Origin of the sequence: Ferruginibacter sp. SUN002 (assembly GCF_050611725.1) — a bacterium.
Taxonomy (GTDB): Bacteria; Bacteroidota; Bacteroidia; order Chitinophagales; family Chitinophagaceae; genus Ferruginibacter.
Map to the genome: position 1 here is coordinate 717,793 of NZ_JBODJB010000001.1, position 21,240 is coordinate 739,032.

Genomic DNA, 21,240 nt, shown 5'->3' on the forward strand with positions numbered 1-21,240 from the left:
GGTATTGGAAGGGCAAAGTTATTAGATTAAACCACAACTATTTCATAAAATTGATCGGGCTGCAGGTATTTGTTTGCAAGAGCCTGTAACTCAACGGCATCAATGGTCTTGATTGTTTTGATTGACTCATAAAAATAGGTTTCGTCGAGCCCATTCAGCAGTAAATTCTTCCATCTTGCAATGATCTGAAAAGGGCCTTCAAGATCTCCCAATAATGTACCAATCAAATAATTTCTCACCAACAACAGCTCTTCTTCGCCAATCAATTCTTCTTTCAATACCTTCATTTCCTTATACACTTCTTCGATCGTTGCTTCGCAAACATCTCTGCCTGCTTCAGTGCTGATCACCCAGGCACTTTGCTGAATATTATTTTGCAAATGGCTGTGTATACCATACGTGTAACCTTTATCTTCCCTGATATTGTTCATTAGTCTTGATCCGAAGAAACCACCGAACACTGCGTTCAATACCATCACTTTCATAAAATCAGGATGATGTCTGTTAGGGAACGGTTGTGCAATTCTGATTGCTCCCTGAACGCCTTTTGGATCATTGGTGATCCTATATTTTTTTTGTTCCGCAGGTTGAAAGTTGATTTGAGGAATCGGTTCTTTTCTTTCCTTAAGAGATAGTGTTCCAAAATTATTATTCAATTGCTCTTCGATATCATCGGGTAATTTACCGGCAACAAAAATGGCACATTCTCCGTTCAGGTAATATTCTTTGAAAAAAACTTTTATTTCATCTGCAGTTAAGGCATCCAGATCTTCCGGCACTGTATATTTTCCGTAAGGATGTTCCTTGCCGAATAAATATACATCCATCATTCTGTTAGCAACAAAATCACATTTTTGTAAATTAACAGAAAGGCGTTGTTTGGAATTTTGTTTATAGATGCTCAATTCTTCTTCAGAAAATATGGAGTCAGTGATCATCTCTTTTATCACCGGAAGTAATTTTGATAAATGCTTATTCAATGTATGCAGCGAAACAACAGCTGTTTCATTATAAGCCGCCCTGTTGATATGTGCTCCATAAAACTCAAAATGTTCGTTTATTTCAAAAGCACTTAAAGTAGAGGTGCCGTTCTTTAAAAGAAAATTGGTTGCAGCAGCCACCCCGTTCTTTTTCTCGAATACATTTCCTGCATAAAATACTAGCTCTACCTGCAAAACACTTTGTGCGCCGGCATCAACTGCATATACCGGCACACCATTCTTTAATACAAATTTTTTGTATGGTTTTATTGTCAGATCAAATTCTATTGCATCCTTTATTGGTGGGGCTATCGTTCTATTAAGCATTTGCTGGTTTTCCTTTTTAAGTACAGAAAGTTGATTCATTTGTGACGAACTGTAAAAATAAATTATTCTCTACCAAAAAAGCATAATTCATTAAAATTATGGCCATCAATCTCATTTATTCCCATTATCGGCCTTTCTCGGTTTTAACATACCACTTATAAAATAACCTGAACAATCTTTGTGAAATTCAATATAATGTAGTAGATTAGTTATTATAACAACTAATTCAATGTCTGATTTCTTGCGCAAATTTGAAGAAAAACCCACTGAGATCACTTTTGAATGGAATGATTCAAAAACAGATGCACAGGGTTGGCTTGTCATTAATTCTTTACGTGGAGGTGCTGCCGGTGGCGGACTGAGGATGCGTAAGGGTCTTACAAAAAACGAGGTCGTATCGCTTGCCAAGACAATGGAAATTAAATTCTCTGTGTCCGGCCCTGCAATTGGTGGTGCAAAATCAGGAATCAATTTTGATCCGGCTGATCCACGTAAAAGAGAAGTGCTTGAGCGTTGGTTCAAAGTGGTGGCACCCATCTTAAAAAGTTATTACGGTACCGGTGGTGATATGAATGTAGATGAGATTGACGATGTGATTCCTGTTACAGAAGAATATGGCATCTGGCATCCGCAGGAAGGAATTGTGACTGGGCACTACCACCCTACAGAACGTGATAAGATCAATAAGATCGGGCAGTTACGTGTGGGTGTTTCAAAACTGATCGAAGATGAAGATTATACGCCTTCAAAAAAGGAAGGGTACCGGATCGCTGATATGATCACCGGTTATGGTGTTGCAGAATCTGTACGACATTATTATCAGTTATTTAAAGACGAATTCCTCGATAATAAAACAGCCATCATTCAAGGATTTGGAAATGTAGGTGCATCTGCCGCTTATTTTTTGGCACAACGTGGTGTGAAAATTACCGGCATCATCGATATAACAGGAGCGTTGATCAATGAAAAAGGTTTCGACTTTGATACGATCAAAAAATTATTCCTCACCAGAAAGAACAATAAACTTGATCATCCTGATCTTATTTCATTTGAACAGGCCAATATTGAATTCTGGAAAACAAAGGCTGATATTTTTATCCCTGCTGCAGGTTCAAGATTTGTAACCGAACATCACCTCAATGAAATGATGAAATCGGGTATAGAACTGATTTCTGCAGGTGCTAACGTGCCGTTCAACGATACTGAAATTTTTTATGGTAAAATACTTAATAAAGCAGATGAGAATATTGCTGTCATCCCTGACTTTATTGCCAACTGCGGTATGGCAAGAGTTTTTGCTTATTTGATGCATAAGCATGTTACGATCAGCGATGAAGCGATTTTCAAAGATGTTTCAAAAACAATTTATAAAGCTTTAGATAAAATATACCAAAGAGATAAACAGAATAAATTGATCACACGTACAGCTCTGGAAATTGCTATTGAAGAATTGAGTTAGGCTAGAAACCCGGGGCAGACAGATCCATACCAATGAAAACGGATACATATTTTTTTAAATAAAAAATTAATGAGCTATGCCAATCTATCACCACGTCGGGAAGATTCCTGCCAAACGACACACAGTTTTCAAATCTGAAAACGATACGTTTTACTATGAGCAATTATTCGGCACAGAAGGTTTTCACGGGCATGCATCATTGTTATATCATACACACAGGCCAACACAGGTAAAAGAAATTTTAGGCTCAAAAAATGTTGCGCCAAAAATTGCGGTGGATAAAAACATCAAAGCTCTTTTACTACAGGGATTTAATGTCGATCCTGAAGATGATTTTCTTGATAGCAGAAAACCAATGCTGGTAAACAGCGATTGTGTAATTGGCCTAGCAGCACCAAAACAATCCCTAACAAAATATTTTTATAAGAATGCCGATTCAGATGAAATGTTGTTCATTCATAAAGGCGCTGGCACGCTGAGAACATTTATGGGTAATATTCCTTTTGAATATGGAGATTACCTGATCATTCCCCGTGGTGTTATTTATCAGATAGAATTTAATACAAGCGATAATCGTTTGTTGTATTTGGAATCGCATTCACCCATCTACACACCAAAGCGTTATAAAAATGCATCGGGGCAATTACTTGAACATTCGCCTTACTGCGAACGTGATCTTAAACTTCCTCAAACATTAGAGACATATGATGAAAAAGGTGAATTTTTAATTAAAATAAAAAAGCAGGATATGCTGCATGATTTTATTTACGCTACGCATCCTTTTGATGTGGTGGGGTGGGATGGATATAATTTCCCATTCGGTTTCAGCATTCACAATTTTGAACCGATTACAGGTAGGGTGCACCAACCACCACCGGTGCATCAAACTTTTGAAACCAATGCATTGGTCGTTTGCTCTTTCTGTCCACGTATGTACGATTATCATCCGCAAGCAGTACCTGCACCATATAACCACAGTAATATTGATAGCGATGAAATGATTTATTATGTAGACGGAGATTTTATGAGCAGAAATGATATCAAACAAGGTTATATCACTTTACATCCCAAAGGCATCCCACATGGACCAGCACCAGGTTCAATGGAACGCAGCATAGGACAAAAAGAAACAAAAGAACTTGCAGTGATGATCGATACCTTCAGGCCATTGATGATCACAGAAGATGCACTGAAAATTGATGATGGTAAATATTACAAAAGCTGGCTAGAGTGAGGGAGAAGATAGAAGCTGCAAGCCTCAAGGGAGAAGTCTGATAATTCAATGCTTATTCTTTGCTTGTAACTTATGCATATAAAATAAATCATCTAATTACATGCTTGTCCCTTGAGACTTGCAGCTTGCAGCTAAAAAATTTTTTATGGAACAAAAGACTCAATCCCCTGAAAAGATCTTCAAAGATGCACAGGATTTTTTGCCTTTACTTGGCACCGACTATGTAGAATTGTATGTAGGCAATGCAAAACAATCGGCGCATTATTATAAAACTGCATTTGGTTTTCAATCGCTTGCTTATGCCGGTTTGGAAACGGGTGTTAGAGACAGAGCTTCGTATGTGTTGGCACAGGATAAAATTCGTTTAGTGCTAACAACTCCATTAAACTCTGATTCTCCGATCAATGAGCATTTAGTAAAACATGGCGATGGTGTAAAAGTGATTGCCCTATGGGTAGATGATGCAACCAAGTCTTTTGAAGAAACCACCAAACGTGGAGCTAAGCCATTTATGGTTCCAACTAAAGAAAAGGATGAGTTTGGAGAAGTGGTACGTTCGGGCATTTATACCTATGGCGAAACAGCACATGTATTTGTTGAACGAAAAAAATACAAAGGCCTTTTTCTCCCCGGGTATCAACCCTGGAAAACTGAATACAATCCAGGGGAAATGGGATTAAAATATATTGACCATATGGTGGGTAATGTTGGTTGGGGAGAAATGAATCAATGGGTGAAATGGTATGAAGATGTGATGGGCTTTGTAAACTTTTTATCATTTGATGATAAACAAATTCACACAGAATATTCTGCGTTGATGAGCAAGGTTATGAGCAATGGCAATGGCAGGATCAAATTCCCTATCAATGAGCCTGCAGAAGGAAAACAAAGATCACAGATAGAAGAGTATCTGGACTTTTATGAGGGTCCGGGTGTGCAGCATATTGCAGTTGCAACAGATGATATTATTTCTACTGTTTCGCAATTGAGAGAAAGCGGTGTTGAGTTCTTAAGTGCTCCACCTCACACTTATTATGAACAGATTCCTGATCGTTTAGGTGAGCACATGAGTACAATGAAAGAAGATATCGGCGTACTAGAAAGATTAGGCATTTTGGTAGATGCAGATGAAGAAGGTTATTTGTTGCAGGTTTTCACCAAACCCGTGGAAGATAGACCCACCGTATTTTTTGAGATCATACAACGTATGGGTGCAAAAGGTTTTGGCGCAGGCAATTTTAAAGCTTTGTTTGAATCCATTGAGAGGGAACAGGCTAAGAGAGGTACATTGTAAACAGACCTTGGACAGACTAATTATTAATTTACAACAGCAATAATATATGAGTTTTTATTACGGATTTATTTTTGAAACAACCGCTAAGAAAATTAAAGTGGCGCTGCAACAACAATTCAATGAACATAAAATTGATATTACCGTAGATCAATGGGTAGTTTTGTTGGAACTACATGATTACGGCACATTGAACCAGGCAACACTTTGCAAACTCTGCGGTAAAGATGCGCCAACAACAACGCATATCATTCGTTTGTTATTAAAGAAAGATTTGATAAACCGTGATGTTTCTGTAGATGATAAACGTTGTTTTAATATCTCCCTTAATAAAAAAGGAAAAATGTTGATACAAAAATTATTACCGATAGTAATTGAATTTCGTAAACAAGGCTGGAACGAATTGAATAAAAAGGATGAACAACATCTGATCAGGATCGCAAACAAAATCTCTCAAAACTTAAGTTGACACAATGAATCTTGAACAATCAATAAAAGAGCACCAACATTTTACGATTCATAATTTACCTTATGGAGTATACGCTACACATTTAAAATCTAAACGAATTGGAGTGGCTGTTGGTGATTATATTTTAGATATGGCTGTTCTGTTTGATTGGGGAATTTTTCAGCCGGAAATAAAAGAGAATATTTTTGCCAAAGAGCAATTGAATGATTTTATTGCCTTAGGAAAAAATGTTTGGACAGAAACAAGAAATAAAATTCAGGATCTGGTAAAAAACAAACTAGCTTTTATCAATGAATATGAAGCGCTGCTCATAGATAAACAATCTGAAGCCACTATGTATGTTCCTGTACATATAGGCGATTACACGGATTTTTATTCTTCCGAAGAACATGCATCCAATGTTGGTAAAATGTTTCGTCCAAACATGGAGCCATTGTTACCTAACTGGAAACATATGCCCATTGCATATCACGGCAGGAGCTCTTCCATCATAACTACTAATACACCTGTTAAAAGGCCGTATGGACAAATATTAAAAGGTGAAGAAGTTATTTATTCCGCTTCGCAAACACTGGATATTGAAATAGAACTAGGGTTCATCATCGGTAAAGAAAATAAATTGGGAGAACCAATAAAAATAATCAATGCTACAGATTATGTTTTCGGCTGTGTATTGCTAAATGATTTTTCTGCTCGGGATATACAACGTTGGGAATACCAACCCCTTGGTCCGTTCCTGGGCAAAAACTTTGCAACATCCATTTCACCATGGATCATTACTTATGATGCGTTGAAAGAATTTCTAACAGAAGCTCCTCAACAAACTGTAGAAGTGCTTCCATACTTAGAAGAGATCAATCGAAAAAATTTTGATGTTGAGATCCATTTTGATATCAATAAAGAAAAGGTTGCTGTCACCAATTCAAAATATTTGTACTGGACCATTGAGCAACAAATAGCTCATCATACAGTGAATGGTTGCAATTTACGTATTGGTGATTTACTCGGTACAGGTACTATTTCGGGAAAACAGAAAAAAAGTTTTGGAAGTTTGTTAGAGATAACCTGGAATGGAAAAGAAAAGATCAGGATCAATAATAAAGAAAGAACCTTTCTGGAAAATGGAGATACAGCTACCTTGAAAGCATTTTGCAAAAAAGGTGATAAACAAATTGGTTTTGGAGAATTATCAAATTTGATAACGGCATAAATTCAATGACATATGTACAACCTGAAACAAGATTATGATAAGTACACTGAAGAAGATTTTTTAGTTTGGAAACTATTGTATCAACGGCAAAAAGTTTTGCTGCAAAACATGGCGTCCAAAGAATTTTTTAACGGTTTGGATGAAATGAATTTCAGCGATGATAAAATCGCTGACTTCAATTATGTAAATGAAGTGTTAGCAAAAACTACGGGTTGGCAAATTGAAGTTGTTCCAGGACTTATTCCTGACAAAGACTTTTTTGAATTACTAGCAGATAAAAAATTCCCATCTTCTACCTGGCTAAGAAAATTAGAAACCCTGGATTACCTCGAAGAGCCCGATATGTTTCATGATTGTTTTGCACATATGCCATTATTGACGGAGCAATTCTTTGTTGATTATTTACAGGCGCTTTCAAAAATTGCCTTGAAATACATTGATGATGCATTAGCTATTGAATTGATCGGCAGAATTTATTGGTTCACTGTAGAGTTTGGTCTGATCAAAGAGAAAGAAGGTATGCGTATTTACGGCGCAGGTATTTTATCATCGAGTGGTGAAAGTATTTTTTGTTTGAGCGACAAAGCCAACAGACAACGATTTGATGTTAAAGAAATTCTAGAAAAGCATTATTACAAAGATCATTTTCAGGACAGGTATTATGTTATTCATTCTTACAAAGAATTATTTGATGCCATTCCTGAAATTGAAAACATGATAGCAAAAGCGGTTACAAAAATTCCACATGAAAAAAATATTTATGCAACACCATTAGATTTTAACTTGTAAAATGAAAACCCTTAACCCAAAAGAATTAAGCACAAAAGCAATCGCCAATTTCATAACATCGGCTGTAATTCCACGCCCGATTGCATTTGTAAGCACAATTGATAAAGATGGAAATCCTAATTTGAGTCCGTTCTCGTTCTTTAATGCATTTAGCTCTGTTCCTCCGATATTAATTTTTTCTCCAGCTAAAAGTGCATTGACCGGTAATTACAAAGACACATATCATAACGTAAAAGCTGTTCCCGAATGTGTGATTCATATTGCTAATTATGCCATGGTAGAGCAGCTATCTGTGAGCAGTGGTTTATTTCCTCCTGATATAAATGAATTTACCAAGGCCGGTTTTACAGAGGAGAAATCCGTGTTGGTAAAACCACCACGGGTAAAAGAAGCTCCGATTGCTTTTGAGTGTAAAGTGAATCAGATTATAGAATTAGGCGACCAAGGTGCTGCAGGTAATCTGGTTATTTGTGAAGTATTGCTAATTCATCACAACGAAGATCTGGCTGATGAAAACGGAAATATCATTGCTGAAAAATTAGACCCTATCGCAAGATTGGGATACAATGACTATTTAAGACTCACTAAAGAAAATATTTTTGAAACTCCTAAACCATTAAAATCATTTGGTGTTGGTGTTGATGCCATTCCGGATTGGATAAAAAAAGATAATGCCCTTACCGGTAATGAGCTGGGTAAATTAGCCAGCATATCTGTCGTTCCTGAAAAAACAGAGATCGAAAATGAAACCGGTGAAATGCTCGCCATAAAAGACAAACAGCCTATTGACGCTATTAAATTTTTATTGCACCAAAATAAAATACGAGAGGCTTGGCTGGTTTTACTTAACACCATCTAATTGTTAGAATAATAATACAGCGTATTACAATTCTTCTCATCAAATATAATCTTGCTTTCGTTGATCAATTCTTCTGCGGTTACTGCATGGTATTTCTCCAATTCTGTATTAATCAGACCAGCGTCTCCCAATAGTTCATACATCGCTAAGTTTGTGGCACGATTCATCACACTCATATCTTCAAAACACATCATGCTTTCCGTTTTATTCTTAACTTTTTGCAATTCTTTATCGCTGATGCCTTCTTTTATCAATTTTGCAATTTCTTCATTCACCGCAGCTTCAGCATCTTTCATGTTTACACCCTTCACTAATTTCCCTTCGATGGTAAGTAAACCGGCATCGGTTGTTCCATGATGATAGCATTCAATATTACTGAATAGTTGTTTTTCTTTTACCAGCGATTGATACAATCTTGATGATCCGCCGCCGCTTAAAATTTCGGTGATGAGATCGGTAACATAATAGCGTTTATCTAAACGAGGATAAATATGCCAACATTTATACAATGCATCCAGCGGTACATCGGCTCTTACTTCCAATGTTCTTGCTGCTTCCTGTTTAGGTTCGGCAGGCAGGTTACGAAGATATTTTTCTCCCGAAGGAATAGGACCAAACCATTTATCGGCAAGCGCTTTCACTTGTTCTGTTGTTACATTTCCTGCAACTACCAAAATTGCATTTAATGGATTATAATGTTTTGCAAAAAAAGATCTTACGTCATCGAGGGTTGCATCTTCTACATGTTTCAATTCCTTGCCAATGGTTTGCCATCTGTATGGATGGGTTGTATAAGCAAGCTCTCTCATTTTCTTCCATACATCGCCATATGGTTTATTGATGTAGTGTTCTTTAAATTCTTCGCAAACTACTTTACGCTGAACTTCCAAGCTTTTTTTATCGAAAGCCAAACTCAACATTCTGTCACTTTCTAACCAAAAAGCTGTTTCAATATTCTCTGCAGGTAATTGACAATAATAATTTGTCAGATCATTGGTTGTAAAGGCATTATTATCTCCGCCTGCTACCTGTAAGGGTTCATCGTATTCTGGTATGTTTATGCTGCCGCCAAACATCAGGTGTTCGAACAAATGAGCAAAGCCTGTTTTTTCGGGGTTTTCGTCTTTTGCACCTACATCATATATAACATTCACCACCGCCATTGGGGTGCTTTTATCCTGATGTACCAATACTTTCAAGCCATTGTCAAGTGTAAATCTATCGAATTGAATCATGTGGCAAAGTTAAAGGATGAGGATTGTATTTAACGTAGTGCTTTATCAAAAAAACTCAATATTTATTCGCAGTAACGTTATTTATAATTACTTCGCAATAACCTAAAAATATTTGCAGGTGTCTTCAATAACACCCAATTTCCCTAGTAAGACATAGCAACAGGTTCCAATTATTAAAATGTAATATAATATTAAGTCTGTTTTGGATGGGGGATTGCTTGCTGCTTTAAAGTTGGCTAAAAACTTAGGCTTAAAAAGTATCCATATCAATTTTAATATATGTGATAAAAGCGCAATTGCGACTAATATACCAAAGAAGATACCAATGAAAGTTCTCATGCTCGAGTTTTACAAATTATTCTAATTACCGTTAACTTAATTAGTATGCAGGGGTTTTAAAGTCAGTAAAGACCTTAGTTGTATTAAACCATTTTGCCTACTTAAAAATATTTACAGGTATTTTTCAATAACACCTAATTTCTGCAATAAACCGTAAAAAGTAATTGCCATTGCCAGAGTATAATATATTATTAGTTCTGTTTTAGTTGGGGGAACTGTTGCGGTTTTGAAGTTGGATAAAAACCTCGGCTTGAAAAATATCCAAATCAATTTTGATAAATAAGCTAAAAAACCGATTGCTAACAGGATAGCAAAAAATATATCACTAAAAGATTTTAACATAATTAAATGGTTTAAAATGATTACTCAAAATTTATTGTCAACTTGGTTGCTCTTTTAATATCGCTCTGACTAGGTAATTTTGGAATTACATTGTCTCCTCCCCACCAACCCAAACATTGTCCAACTTCTTTTATTGTGATAGCAATCGCAATTATCCCCGCAAATACCATTAAGATATTAGCAATAAAACATCAAAGGCCTTTGATATAACATTGTTATAATCTGATGGCGTTTGCGATAAAATAAGGTTTGTGAAAATCGTAATAATGGAATCGTCCAGAGGATAAATAAGCAAAACAGATTTGCTACATCGAATGTAAATTTTATTGTGATAATAGCAAAATTTTATTTTATTATTTCAAAATATTTTTAGGTTTGATAAAAAACTCATTTACTTGTCCTTTACGGATAACAATGACCTTTATTTTTTGATTGGTAGTTTGTAAAATATTTTTATACTCATTTATATTGCCACTCAAATTGTTTTCTACCCCTACTATTATATCCCCTTTTTGTAAGCCTGCCTTTGTAGCCGGAGAGTTTTCTATAACATCGTCGATAACAATTTTTCCATCTACATAATAAATCGCCATACCGGTATAGGCATAATCAAACGGGTCATTAAAAGAATTGTTGGGCAAAAGGTGTATCTCTCTTTTTGGATAATTTAGAATGATGTTGAATCGGCGCAAAAGATCATTCCCTATCAATCCGCCTACAAAGGGGTAAGAGGTAACATTGTACAGATCATTATAAATAAAGGTGGGTACTTTTTTGAATTTAAAATGTCCAATTTGTACTTGTTTAATAACTGTTAACTGCATTCTCAATCTTCCGCCCATGCCTTCTGCTTGTGTGGTTACAAGTTTTCTTCGACTCAACAATATGCCACTATCCTTTGCAAAACTTTCACTCATTAAAAAACAAAGTCCGCCTCCTGTATCAAAATAGAAATTAAAATTTTTTCGTCGGGCATCTCTGATGTTTAAAGACACAATTGGCAAAGTTGTGAAAGCAGGTCGTAGTGTAGAACCTCCTTTTGGATAACTTATTTCACCCGGCGTGTAAACCTCTACTTCCTTTTTATCAAAATTCAGTTTTACTATATACCTGCTGAAAAAACTATACCCAATTATTCCATCTATTTTTTCTCCGTAAACACCCGATAATATTTCATAGTCATTTACATGAAAATTTAATTTATCAAGCGTTAGGCCTGGCAGATGCAGCTCCTGATTATATGCAAACGATACTTTGTGTGTACCTCCCATGCCGGTGATGGTTGTATCGGACGGTGTTAATTTTAAGGAAATGTTGGCACAGGTGGTTGAATCCAAAGAAATACCTCCGCTGCCGGTGTCTAAAATGAAATTCAGACTATCCTTTATATTATTCAAAGCAGCCTTAACTGTTATTACGCCTCCACTGTATTGTCTGAATGGAAATCTGGTAATGAATGTTGCCTGCGGTTGCGGATTTAGCAATTCCTGAGCATGGCTGTAAAAAAACAACAGTACAAAGGATAATATGCAAATATTTTTTTTCATCCGGCTGTTTATTAAAAATACAACCTTATGGGTGTACTTTTGTTATTAAATATACAAACGGTTTTATGGAATTAAATAATTTATACGAGAGAGCGCTGAATTTTGAATTTTTGAGTGTAGAAGAAGGTGTTTATCTTTTTGAAAATGCTCCATTGGCAGAGTTGATGTATGTGGCAAACGAATTAAGGATAAAGCAGGTGCCCCATGGTAAAGTAACATGGATCATAGACAGAAACCTCAACACAACCAATGTTTGCATTGCCAATTGTAAGTTCTGTAATTTCTATCGTATTCCGGGTCACCCCGAAGCATATATCACCGATATAGAAACATACAAAAAGAAAATTGATGAAACCATTCGTTATGGTGGGGAGCAGTTACTGTTGCAAGGTGGTCATCATCCAGATCTCGGATTGAGTTATTATGTAAATCTTTTTAAAGAATTAAAATCGCTTTATCCGAATATCAAATTACATACACTCGGTCCGCCGGAAGTTGCTCATATCACTAAACTTGAAAAAAGTACACATAGAGAGGTATTGATGGCGTTGAAAGAAGCAGGACTGGACAGTTTACCCGGACCCGGTGCTGAAATTTTAGTTGACAGGGTTCGTCGTTTAATAAGTAAAGGAAAATGTGGCAGTCAGGAATGGTTAGATGTGATGCATGAAGCACATAAGTTGGATATCACAACATCTGCAACAATGATGTTTGGACATGTTGAAACAATTGCAGAACGTTTTGAACATCTGGTAAAAATAAGAGAAGTACAAAGTCGCAAACCTGAACATGCAAAAGGATTTATTGCTTTTATTCCATGGACCTTTCAGGATGTAGATACACTGCTTGCAAAAATTCGTGGGGTACATAATTTAACTACTGCCGAAGAATACATTCGAATGATAGCAATGAGCCGTATCATGTTACCGAATGTAAAAAACATACAAGCAAGTTGGTTAACCGTTGGTAAGAAGACCGCACAAATTTGTCTGAATGCAGGGGCAAATGATTTTGGAAGTATTATGATTGAAGAAAATGTAGTGAGTGCTGCAGGGGCTCCTCATCGCTTTACCAGCAAGAGTATTCAGGAAGCCATTCGTGAAGGGGGGTTTGAACCGCAATTACGCAATCAACAATATGAGTTTAGAAAGATTCCGGAAGTGATGGAAGAACAGGTGATCGATTATTAGTTTTATTAAACAGATTGAACAAATTTATTTAGTCGGTTACTAAATCTTTTACATAACACTCTTTATTATTAATGAGTTGTTTTTCAAATCCCATTACCGTAATAAATTGTAAATGCTTTTTATTGTGCACGTTGGTATAGATAATTCGTTTTACCCCTTTGCCAATTAAAAAAGGTTTGCCTTTTTCAAAAATAAAACGTCCGATTTTATAATCTCTGTATTTCAGTAATGTGTAGTTGATGATCACTTCTGCATCGCCGTTATCATGCAATGTTGCACTGAAAATATTTGCGATCACCAGATCCCTTATCACCACAAAATTGAGTTTATCTTTTATTTGTAATTGATTCACTCCAGGAAAATAGGTTTCTATATCTTTTTTATAGAATGCTAAGAATTTCAGGATGAGTTTTTCATCTCCGTTAAACTCAAGCAGATCGAATCTTTCCTTTTTACTGTACACCAGTATCAAATAATATAAATTGATGGCCAGTAAAATGCAGTTGGTAATCAATACCGGAATGGCACTGAATACAATAGCATAGGTAATGAAGGCAATATTCCCCAGAGCATTAAACCATCTCGACTTCAAGTCGTGGTTTACCAACAAGGCAACAACCAATAGCAATGATGCTATGTAACCAAAATATGGAGCAATCGTTTGAAACATAGAAGACACAAAGATACATAGAGAGATTTTAGCTACAAGTTTCAATGGATAGCATGAAATTAGCAGACTTGTCCCTTTAAGCTTGTAGCTAAATACTAGGCAAGAACTATTTTCTCACCAACTTCAATTCATTGATCAGATTTTTTGCACCGCCTAATTTATCTATGCACCAAAGTACATATCTCACGTCTACACAAATTGTTCTGTTCAGGTCTTTATCAAAAGCAATTTTATGACTTAAGGCTTCGTAATTACCATCAAAAGCCAATCCTATTAAATTACCATTGCCATCAATAACAGGGCTACCGCTATTACCACCGGTAATATCATTTGTTGTAATAAATCCTATTACTAAATCATTTCTGCCTTTATCAATATACTGACCATAATCTTTTTTCTTCATTAATTCAATTTGCTTTGCAGGTAGATCAAACTCATAATCTCCGGCAACATATTTTTCTAAAATACCTTTACCGGTTGTGATGTAGTCATAATGCACCGCATCACGAGGGTTATAGCTTTTTACATTACCATAACTTACTCTCATGCTAAAGTTTGCATCGGGGTACATTTTTTTTGCTGCCGCAGGATCTTTTTCCATCACACCTTTTAAATAACTTCTGCCTAACTCTGCATTCTTAATGGTGAAAGCTGTATAAAGTGGCAAATATTTGTCGTTATAATTTTTTACAAATGTTGAGGCATAAGCATATGCAGGATCTGCCTGCAAAATTGCAGCATCCGGGTTTGCAACAAAAGCATCCCATTTTTTATCATCACGGATCATCGTTTTATCAAATAGATCTTTTGCAAATTTTTTGTAGGTAGATTCTTCTTCCAGATCTCCGTAATCATCTTTTAGTTTATCATAAAAGCCTGAAGGGTGTTGGCTCTTATCAATATCATGATAAAATAAATTACAGATCGCTGCAATTATTTTTTCATCGCTAGGTCTGTCTGCATCGGTTAAATACGCCTTTCTTGAAGTATTGGCAATATCAATAGCTTTTTGAATATCTTCTTTTGTTGCTCCCTCTTTTGTAATGGCCGTTTCCAAAGCAATTAGTGAAGATGCGTATTTAATTAATGGAGATCCGTTGATTCCTTCGTTTAGGTATTGCCTTTGTTTGCTGTAAGGAGTCCAGGCATCATAATTCTTTGCATACTCCGTAAAAATATTTTCGTACTCGGACTTTCCTTTTGCCCATTTAACAAATTCATTTTCAAACTTTTGTTTCGCTTCGTAAGTGTGGAATTTTTTTAATTGTTTTGTTTCGCCTTCAAAAAATTTCCAGTAGTTGGCAACGGTTGCATAATTATCTGCCAGTTTTAGTTTCACTGCCGGGTCTTTGATCATTTGTTCATGCATCAGTTTTAAACGTACGTCACGTAAATGAACCAATGAAGGATTTTCTATTTCGTTTTTTAATTTTATCCCATAACTTGTTTCATAACGATTGGTACCACCCGGGTAACCATAGATCATTGCAAAATCATTATCCTTGATACCTTTGATACTTACAGATAAAAAATGTTTTGGTTTAAGCGGTATGTTATTTAAACTATAATCTGCGGGCTTACCATTTTTTGCTGCATATACTCTGAATACTGAAAAATCTCCTGTATGCCTCGGCCACTCCCAGTTATCGGTATCGCCGCCAAATTTACCTACGCTTTCGGGAGGCGCCGCTACTAAACGAATATCTCTGTAAGTTTTATATACATACATGATGTATTGATTGCCTTTAAACATACTGTAAACATTTCCGGCCAATCCGTTTTCTTTATCTAATACTTTATCTGTAATTGATTTAATAACATCGGGTATTTTTTTAACCCTTTCATCCCAGCTTAAGCCTTTTACACCGGCTTCTACTTCTTTGGTAACGTCTACAATTTTCTCAAGAAATTGAACAGTTAATTCACTTTGTATTTCCTGATCTTTATTATATGCATAAAAACCATCTCTTAAATAATTATGTTCTACTGTACTTGCATTCGTGATCGCTTCATATCCACAGTGGTGATTTGTAAATATCAACCCCTGGTCACTTACCAACTCTCCGGTACACCCTCGGCCAAAAATTACGATCGCATCTTTTAACGATGATCTATTGATAGAATACAGTTGTTCTTTAGTAAGTTTCAACCCTTTTTTAACCATGTCGTTATAAACCTGTTGGCCTAATAACATTGGCAACCACATGCCCTCATCGGCACTTGCCTTAAATAATGATAAGGCAAAAACAAAAGAAATAATAATCTTCTTCATATAGTAAATTTTAAAGTATCAAGTTATATATTTATACCTGATAATTTGCTAAAGTAAAGGTGCTTTGTCATTTATTTTTGCCATTCATAAAATACTACCTTTGTAACTCTTAAGACAAAACCAACGAATGGGCTATATTGATATAAAACTTCCTAAAAGTATTGCCAAGGCACTGAACCTACCCATCAGCGACCCAAGGCGGCAACAGCTTAAAGTGCTGAAGAAACTTTTACGGAAAGCTCGCTTTACGGAATTCGGACAAGCGTACAAGTTTGATGAGATATTATTGAGCCGACATCTTGGTAAAAAATTTCAGCAACTGGTTCCAACGTATGATTACAGCAAAATTTATGCTCAGTGGTGGCATAAAGCTAAAGACGGTGTACCTGATGTTTGCTGGCCCGGCGTGATAAAATATTTTGCTCTCAGCAGCGGTACAAGCGAAGCCGCCAGTAAATACATTCCCATTACCAAAGAGTTGATCAGAAGTAATACAATTACCAGTTTCAAACAATTACTCAGTCTAGCCAAATATGAAGATGTTCCCCGTAGTGCAATCGGTAAGGGCTGGATGATATTGGGGGGTAGTACACAACTGCAAAAAGGTGCTACTTACTATGCAGGAGATCTGAGTGGTATTCAACAAAAAAATATTCCTTTTTGGTTTCAGGGTTTGGGCTTATACAAACCGGGCAAAAAAATTGCTAAAGAAAAAGATTGGAGTAAAAAGATAGAAGAGATCGTAGATAATGCTCCGAATTGGGATATTGGTTTTATTGTAGGAGTACCTGCCTGGTTGCAAATTTGTATGGAGAAGATCATTGAACGTTACAAGCTCAAGAATATTCATGAGATCTGGCCCAATCTTGCCTTCTATGTGCATGGTGGCGTAGCAATGGAGCCCTATAAAAAAGGATTCGAAAAATTATTGGGTAAGCCTATTACTTATATTGAAACCTATCTTGCCAGCGAGGGCTTTCTTGCTTATCAAAACAGACAGGATGCAACAGGCATGCACCTTGCATTGAATAACAATATCTTTTTTGAATTTGTTCCCTTTGATGACAACAATTTTGATGCCGATGGTAATATGGTGGACGATCCGGAAACATTCATGATACATGAAATAGAAGAAAATAAAGATTATTCAATTTTGATCAGCACTAACGCCGGTACCTGGCGTTATGCCATAGGCGATACCGTTAGACTGGTAGATAAAGAAAAAAGTGAGATCATCATCACCGGACGAACAAAGCATTTTTTAAGCCTTGTTGGAGAACACCTCAGCGTAGATAACATGAACAAAGCCATTGAAATGGTGAGTGAAGACCTGAATATCTCTATTCCAGAGTTTACTGTTGCCGGTGTACCGCATGGTTTATTCTTTGCTCATCAATGGTATATTGCTTCTGACGATAATGTTGACCCCAATGACTTACGCAAACGTATAGATGAAAAAATAAAAGAACTAAACGATGATTATGAAGTTGAACGTAAGCATGCATTAAAAGATGTTTATGTAACTGTATTACCCGAACAAACTTTTATGGATTTCATGAAATCAAAAGGTAAAATGGGCGGCCAGCATAAATTCCCTCGTGTACTAAAAGGTAAGATGCTGGAAGAATGGCAGAAGTTTTTGCAAGGGCAAATGGTAAGTTAACCCAACAACTTCGCCGCCCTCTCCAGATCCTCCGGCGTATCTATCTCAATACCCATATATTCTGTCACGATCATTTTTAAAGGAATACCATTTTCTAAGTAACGCAGACATTCAATTTTTTCAGCGGCTTCTAACGGTGTCATTTCCCAGTTAGTGAAATTGATGAGTGCTTGTTTTCGGAAAGCATATACACCTATATGCTCGTAATAGGTGGGGGCAATATTTTTATCTCGGTGATAAGGTATCGGGCTGCGGCTAAACATCAGTGAGTTCATATTTTTATCAACCGCCACTTTTACATAATTAGGGTCATCAATAAATTTTTGTTCCTTCAATACTTGCATCAATGAAGCTACCTGAACGGTAATGTCATCAAAGACCTGCAATAGTTTTTCCAATGGCGCCCTTTGTACAAAGGGCTCATCTCCTTGAACATTTACAACAATCTCAACATCCATATCTGCTACCGCTTCGGCAATACGGTCGCTACCACTTTCGTGTTCCTTTTTACTCATTACAGCCTTACCGCCATTGATGGTTATCTCATTATATATTATATCGCTATCAGTTACAACAATTACCTCATCAAACAAACCTGTAGCTACTGTATTATCATAGGTATGCTGTATCACGGTTTTATTACCGAGTTGTTGCATCAGTTTAGCCGGAAATCTTGTTGCCGCATACCGAGCCGGTATCATTGCAATTTTTTTCATCAAAAAAATTTAGCGTAAAGTTAATCAAGATGTTCAAATACAAATTTGATTTATTATATTTGAACATATACGTAGTTTTTCAACGATTGCCAGCCTTTTTTATACCGTAAACAGAGAAATTATGCAAACAAGCGAACTGCTGCAATCTTATTTGGTCGACTCCAACACTTGGGATGAAATGTACAAGAACTCTAATGTAAGAGAGCAGTACAAAAAAGCCGTTGAATTTTTACAGCAATTATCTGTTGAGGAATTAAATAAAAAAGAAGAGCTGGCCAAACGTTTGTTCATGAGCCAGGGCATCACTTTCACCGTATATAGTAGTGGCGAGGGTATTGAAAAGATATTTCCTTTTGATATCATTCCCCGTATCATCACCGCTTCGGAATGGGAGTATATCGAAAAGGGTATCAAGCAAAGACTTAAAGCACTCAACCTTTTCCTGAAAGATATTTACAGTACACAGTTCATCATCAAAGATGGTGTTGTTCCTGCGGAGATGATCTATAGTTGTCCGCACTATCTGAGAGAAATGCACAATTTCCCTGTGCCCTATGATATCTATGTACATATTTCGGGTATTGATCTTATCAGAAACAGTGACGGGTCTTTTTATATACTGGAAGATAATTTACGTACACCTAGTGGCGTTAGTTATATGCTGGAAAACAGAGAGATCACCAAAAGGCTTTTTCCAGACCTCTTACCACAAAACAATGTAAGAAGCGTAACAGACTATCCGAACATTCTGCATAGAAACCTGGTATCGCTTTCTCCAAGACAGATATACAATCCTACCATTGTTTTACTTACACCCGGTATTTATAATTCTGCTTATTTTGAACATACAACTTTAGCAAGATTAATGGGAGTTGAGTTGGTAGAAGGAAAAGATCTAGTGGTTGACAATCATAAAGTATTTATGAAAACCACATCCGGCTTTCAACAGGTAGATGTGATCTATCGTAGGGTAGATGACGAGTACCTTGATCCGCTAACTTTTGATCCGAATAGTTTACTCGGCGTTGCCGGTTTAATGAGCGCTTACAGAAAAGGTAATGTTGCCATCGTAAATGCAGTGGGTAATGGCGTTGCCGACGATAAAGCTATTTATACTTATGTTCCGGCAATGATCAGATATTATTTGAACGAGGAGCCAATACTTAAAAATGTTCCTACTTATCATCTGGAAAGAGATGAAGAAAGAGAACTTGTTTTTAAAGACATCGAAAAAATGGTGATCAAAAAAACAAATGCCAGTGGCGGGTATGGTATGTTAATGGGTAGTGCCGCATCGGAAAAAGAGATCATTGAGTATAAAGAAGAAGTGCTTAAAAACCCCAGAGAGTTTATTGCACAACCGATTATCAGTTTATCAACCGTGCCTTGTTATATGAACGGAAAGTTACAGCCACGTAGAGTTGATCTTCGTCCGTATGCCTTATGCGGACCGGATGGTATTGAGATTGTTCCGGGAGGATTAACCAGGGTGGCTTTGAAAGAGGGTTCAATGATTGTGAACTCATCGCAGGGTGGTGGCAGCAAGGATACATGGGTATTGGCTTAATAATATAAACATTGAAAATTATGGGTTGATCGTTTTAGATGTTTTAATCGAAATACCCAATGTTCAACAAATCAAATTCTAAATTAAAAATAGTAGAAACGCATGCTTAGTAGAGTTGCCGATAGTTTGTACTGGATGAGCCGCTATATGGAGCGTACAGATGGAATCTTAAGAACATTAAAGATCAACTACGCTTCCAGTCAGGATGATATACAGGAATTTAGTTGGAAGCCGGTGCTTCAGATCTTTACTTTTTTGAACGAAGAGGAAGCCAATGCATTGGCACACGATTCTAGGGGTGTGCTGGAATACATGGTTGTCGGAAAAGACAACCCGAACTCAGTTTTGAACATTGTTACACAGGCCAGAGAAAATGGCCGGAGTGTGCAGGACCATATCACAAAAGAAATGTGGCAATGCTTGAACGATTTTTATCATGCGGTAAGGGATGAAAGACTTGCAGAACAGTTACAAAAAGATGATCCTATTACATTACTCGATAATTTACTTCGATTTGGTTTGTTGTATTGCGGTACAACAGATGTTACGATGGCCAGAGGAGAAGGAAATTCTTTCATCAACATTGGTAAATATTTAGAAAGAGCCATACAAAGCGCCGATATTTTAGATGTGAAATTTAGTGATGTTTATTATGATGTAAACAGAGAAGCAGATACTACTTACTGGAAGTACTTTTTGATGTCAATATCGGGATATGAATTGTACCTGAAAACTTATCGTGGCGGTTTTGAAGCGAAGAATGTTGTTGAACAAGTTGTGCTGAACGATAAATTTCCACGTTCACTCGTTTATTCTATAAACAGAGTGCACAGGTATTTTGAAAGAATAAAGAGTGAAAGAAATGCATCCGATTTTAATCAGATAGATTTCATGATTGGCAAATTTAAAAGTAAAGTTCAGTTCAGCACCTCCAATTCTATTGTTCAGGAGGGGTTACATAATTTTTTAAACGAATCTAAAACAGGTTTATACGATATCGGTACAGCTCTTGGAAAAAGTTACTTCGGTTATTCATAAACGATATGTCAATATAAAACTGACCGCTTTCCATAATCAACAT

At 36.5% G+C, this 21,240-nt stretch carries 18 protein-coding genes; 11 read left to right on the plus strand and 7 right to left on the minus strand.

Annotated features, from left to right (window positions below):
• Positions 1 to 26: 26 nt before the first annotated feature.
• Complete coding sequence (locus tag ACQ33O_RS03140; protein ID WP_430994101.1) at positions 27 to 1,307, minus strand: M16 family metallopeptidase; 1,281 nt, start codon at positions 1,305 to 1,307, stop codon at positions 27 to 29.
• Positions 1,308 to 1,536: 229 nt separating this feature from the next.
• On the opposite strand from ACQ33O_RS03140, the gene ACQ33O_RS03145 reads away from it, so the two are divergent.
• The 7 genes from ACQ33O_RS03145 to ACQ33O_RS03175 all read left to right on the plus strand — a co-directional run bounded on the left by ACQ33O_RS03145 (position 1,537) and on the right by ACQ33O_RS03175 (position 8,618).
• Positions 1,537 to 2,766 carry a Glu/Leu/Phe/Val dehydrogenase dimerization domain-containing protein gene (locus tag ACQ33O_RS03145; RefSeq protein ID WP_430994102.1) on the plus strand — a complete coding sequence of 410 codons (1,230 nt, stop codon included), beginning with the start codon at positions 1,537 to 1,539 and terminating at the stop codon, positions 2,764 to 2,766.
• Positions 2,767 to 2,842: 76 nt separating this feature from the next.
• Positions 2,843 to 4,000 (plus strand): homogentisate 1,2-dioxygenase, encoded by a 1,158-nt coding sequence (locus ACQ33O_RS03150; RefSeq protein WP_430994103.1) that lies wholly within the window; start codon positions 2,843 to 2,845, stop codon positions 3,998 to 4,000.
• A 145-nt stretch (positions 4,001 to 4,145) separates the two neighbouring features.
• The gene (gene hppD / locus ACQ33O_RS03155) at positions 4,146 to 5,294 is read left to right on the plus strand and encodes a 4-hydroxyphenylpyruvate dioxygenase (RefSeq protein WP_430994104.1); all 1,149 of its coding nucleotides are present in this window, start codon (positions 4,146 to 4,148) and stop codon (positions 5,292 to 5,294) included.
• Between the two features lie 46 nt (positions 5,295 to 5,340).
• Positions 5,341 to 5,760 carry a MarR family winged helix-turn-helix transcriptional regulator gene (locus ACQ33O_RS03160; protein WP_430994105.1) on the plus strand — a complete coding sequence of 140 codons (420 nt, stop codon included), beginning with the start codon at positions 5,341 to 5,343 and terminating at the stop codon, positions 5,758 to 5,760.
• A 4-nt stretch (positions 5,761 to 5,764) separates the two neighbouring features.
• Complete coding sequence (fahA, locus tag ACQ33O_RS03165; protein ID WP_430994106.1) at positions 5,765 to 6,970, plus strand: fumarylacetoacetase; 1,206 nt, start codon at positions 5,765 to 5,767, stop codon at positions 6,968 to 6,970.
• Positions 6,971 to 6,982: 12 nt separating this feature from the next.
• On the plus strand, positions 6,983 to 7,759 hold the full coding sequence (gene phhA, locus ACQ33O_RS03170; protein ID WP_430994107.1) for a phenylalanine 4-monooxygenase: 777 nt from the start codon (positions 6,983 to 6,985) through the stop codon (positions 7,757 to 7,759).
• Between the two features lies 1 nt (position 7,760).
• Positions 7,761 to 8,618 carry a flavin reductase family protein gene (locus ACQ33O_RS03175; RefSeq protein WP_430994108.1) on the plus strand — a complete coding sequence of 286 codons (858 nt, stop codon included), beginning with the start codon at positions 7,761 to 7,763 and terminating at the stop codon, positions 8,616 to 8,618.
• Here ACQ33O_RS03175 and ACQ33O_RS03180 read toward each other — a convergent pair.
• From ACQ33O_RS03180 to ACQ33O_RS03190, 3 genes are all read right to left on the minus strand, one after another.
• Positions 8,615 to 9,853, minus strand: a complete 1,239-nt coding sequence (locus tag ACQ33O_RS03180) for a M16 family metallopeptidase (RefSeq protein ID WP_430994109.1) — start codon at positions 9,851 to 9,853, stop codon at positions 8,615 to 8,617. The two genes, ACQ33O_RS03175 and ACQ33O_RS03180, sit on opposite strands and share 4 nt — an antisense overlap.
• Before the next feature lie 450 nt (positions 9,854 to 10,303).
• On the minus strand, positions 10,304 to 10,534 hold the full coding sequence (locus tag ACQ33O_RS03185) for a hypothetical protein (protein ID WP_430994110.1): 231 nt from the start codon (positions 10,532 to 10,534) through the stop codon (positions 10,304 to 10,306).
• 353 nt (positions 10,535 to 10,887) lie between these two features.
• Positions 10,888 to 12,081: an aspartyl protease family protein gene (locus ACQ33O_RS03190; RefSeq protein WP_430994111.1), complete on the minus strand. Its 1,194-nt coding sequence runs from the start codon at positions 12,079 to 12,081 to the stop codon at positions 10,888 to 10,890.
• Positions 12,082 to 12,146: 65 nt separating this feature from the next.
• Between ACQ33O_RS03190 and mqnC the strand changes: the two genes are divergently transcribed.
• Complete coding sequence (gene mqnC / locus ACQ33O_RS03195) at positions 12,147 to 13,271, plus strand: cyclic dehypoxanthinyl futalosine synthase (protein WP_430994112.1); 1,125 nt, start codon at positions 12,147 to 12,149, stop codon at positions 13,269 to 13,271.
• 28 nt (positions 13,272 to 13,299) lie between these two features.
• Here mqnC and ACQ33O_RS03200 read toward each other — a convergent pair whose 3' ends face one another.
• Together ACQ33O_RS03200 and ACQ33O_RS03205 are read right to left on the minus strand one after the other, a co-directional pair.
• A complete protein-coding gene (locus tag ACQ33O_RS03200) occupies positions 13,300 to 13,941 on the minus strand; it encodes a hypothetical protein (RefSeq protein ID WP_430994113.1) in 642 nt (213 codons plus the stop codon).
• A 106-nt stretch (positions 13,942 to 14,047) separates the two neighbouring features.
• A complete protein-coding gene (locus tag ACQ33O_RS03205; protein ID WP_430994114.1) occupies positions 14,048 to 16,213 on the minus strand; it encodes a S46 family peptidase in 2,166 nt (721 codons plus the stop codon).
• A gap of 127 nt (positions 16,214 to 16,340) precedes the next feature.
• Between ACQ33O_RS03205 and ACQ33O_RS03210 the strand changes: the two genes are divergently transcribed.
• On the plus strand, positions 16,341 to 17,876 hold the full coding sequence (locus tag ACQ33O_RS03210) for a GH3 family domain-containing protein (protein ID WP_430994115.1): 1,536 nt from the start codon (positions 16,341 to 16,343) through the stop codon (positions 17,874 to 17,876).
• Here the strand turns inward: ACQ33O_RS03210 and kdsB are convergent.
• Entirely contained in the window at positions 17,873 to 18,592 is a 720-nt protein-coding gene (kdsB, locus tag ACQ33O_RS03215) for a 3-deoxy-manno-octulosonate cytidylyltransferase (protein WP_430994116.1), read from the minus strand. The genes ACQ33O_RS03210 and kdsB overlap by 4 nt on opposite strands.
• A gap of 121 nt (positions 18,593 to 18,713) precedes the next feature.
• Between kdsB and ACQ33O_RS03220 the strand changes: the two genes are divergently transcribed.
• Together ACQ33O_RS03220 and ACQ33O_RS03225 are read left to right on the plus strand one after the other, a co-directional pair.
• Positions 18,714 to 20,159 (plus strand): circularly permuted type 2 ATP-grasp protein, encoded by a 1,446-nt coding sequence (locus ACQ33O_RS03220; protein WP_430994117.1) that lies wholly within the window; start codon positions 18,714 to 18,716, stop codon positions 20,157 to 20,159.
• 102 nt (positions 20,160 to 20,261) lie between these two features.
• Positions 20,262 to 21,197 (plus strand): alpha-E domain-containing protein, encoded by a 936-nt coding sequence (locus ACQ33O_RS03225; RefSeq protein ID WP_430994118.1) that lies wholly within the window; start codon positions 20,262 to 20,264, stop codon positions 21,195 to 21,197.
• Positions 21,198 to 21,240: the final 43 nt, after the last annotated feature.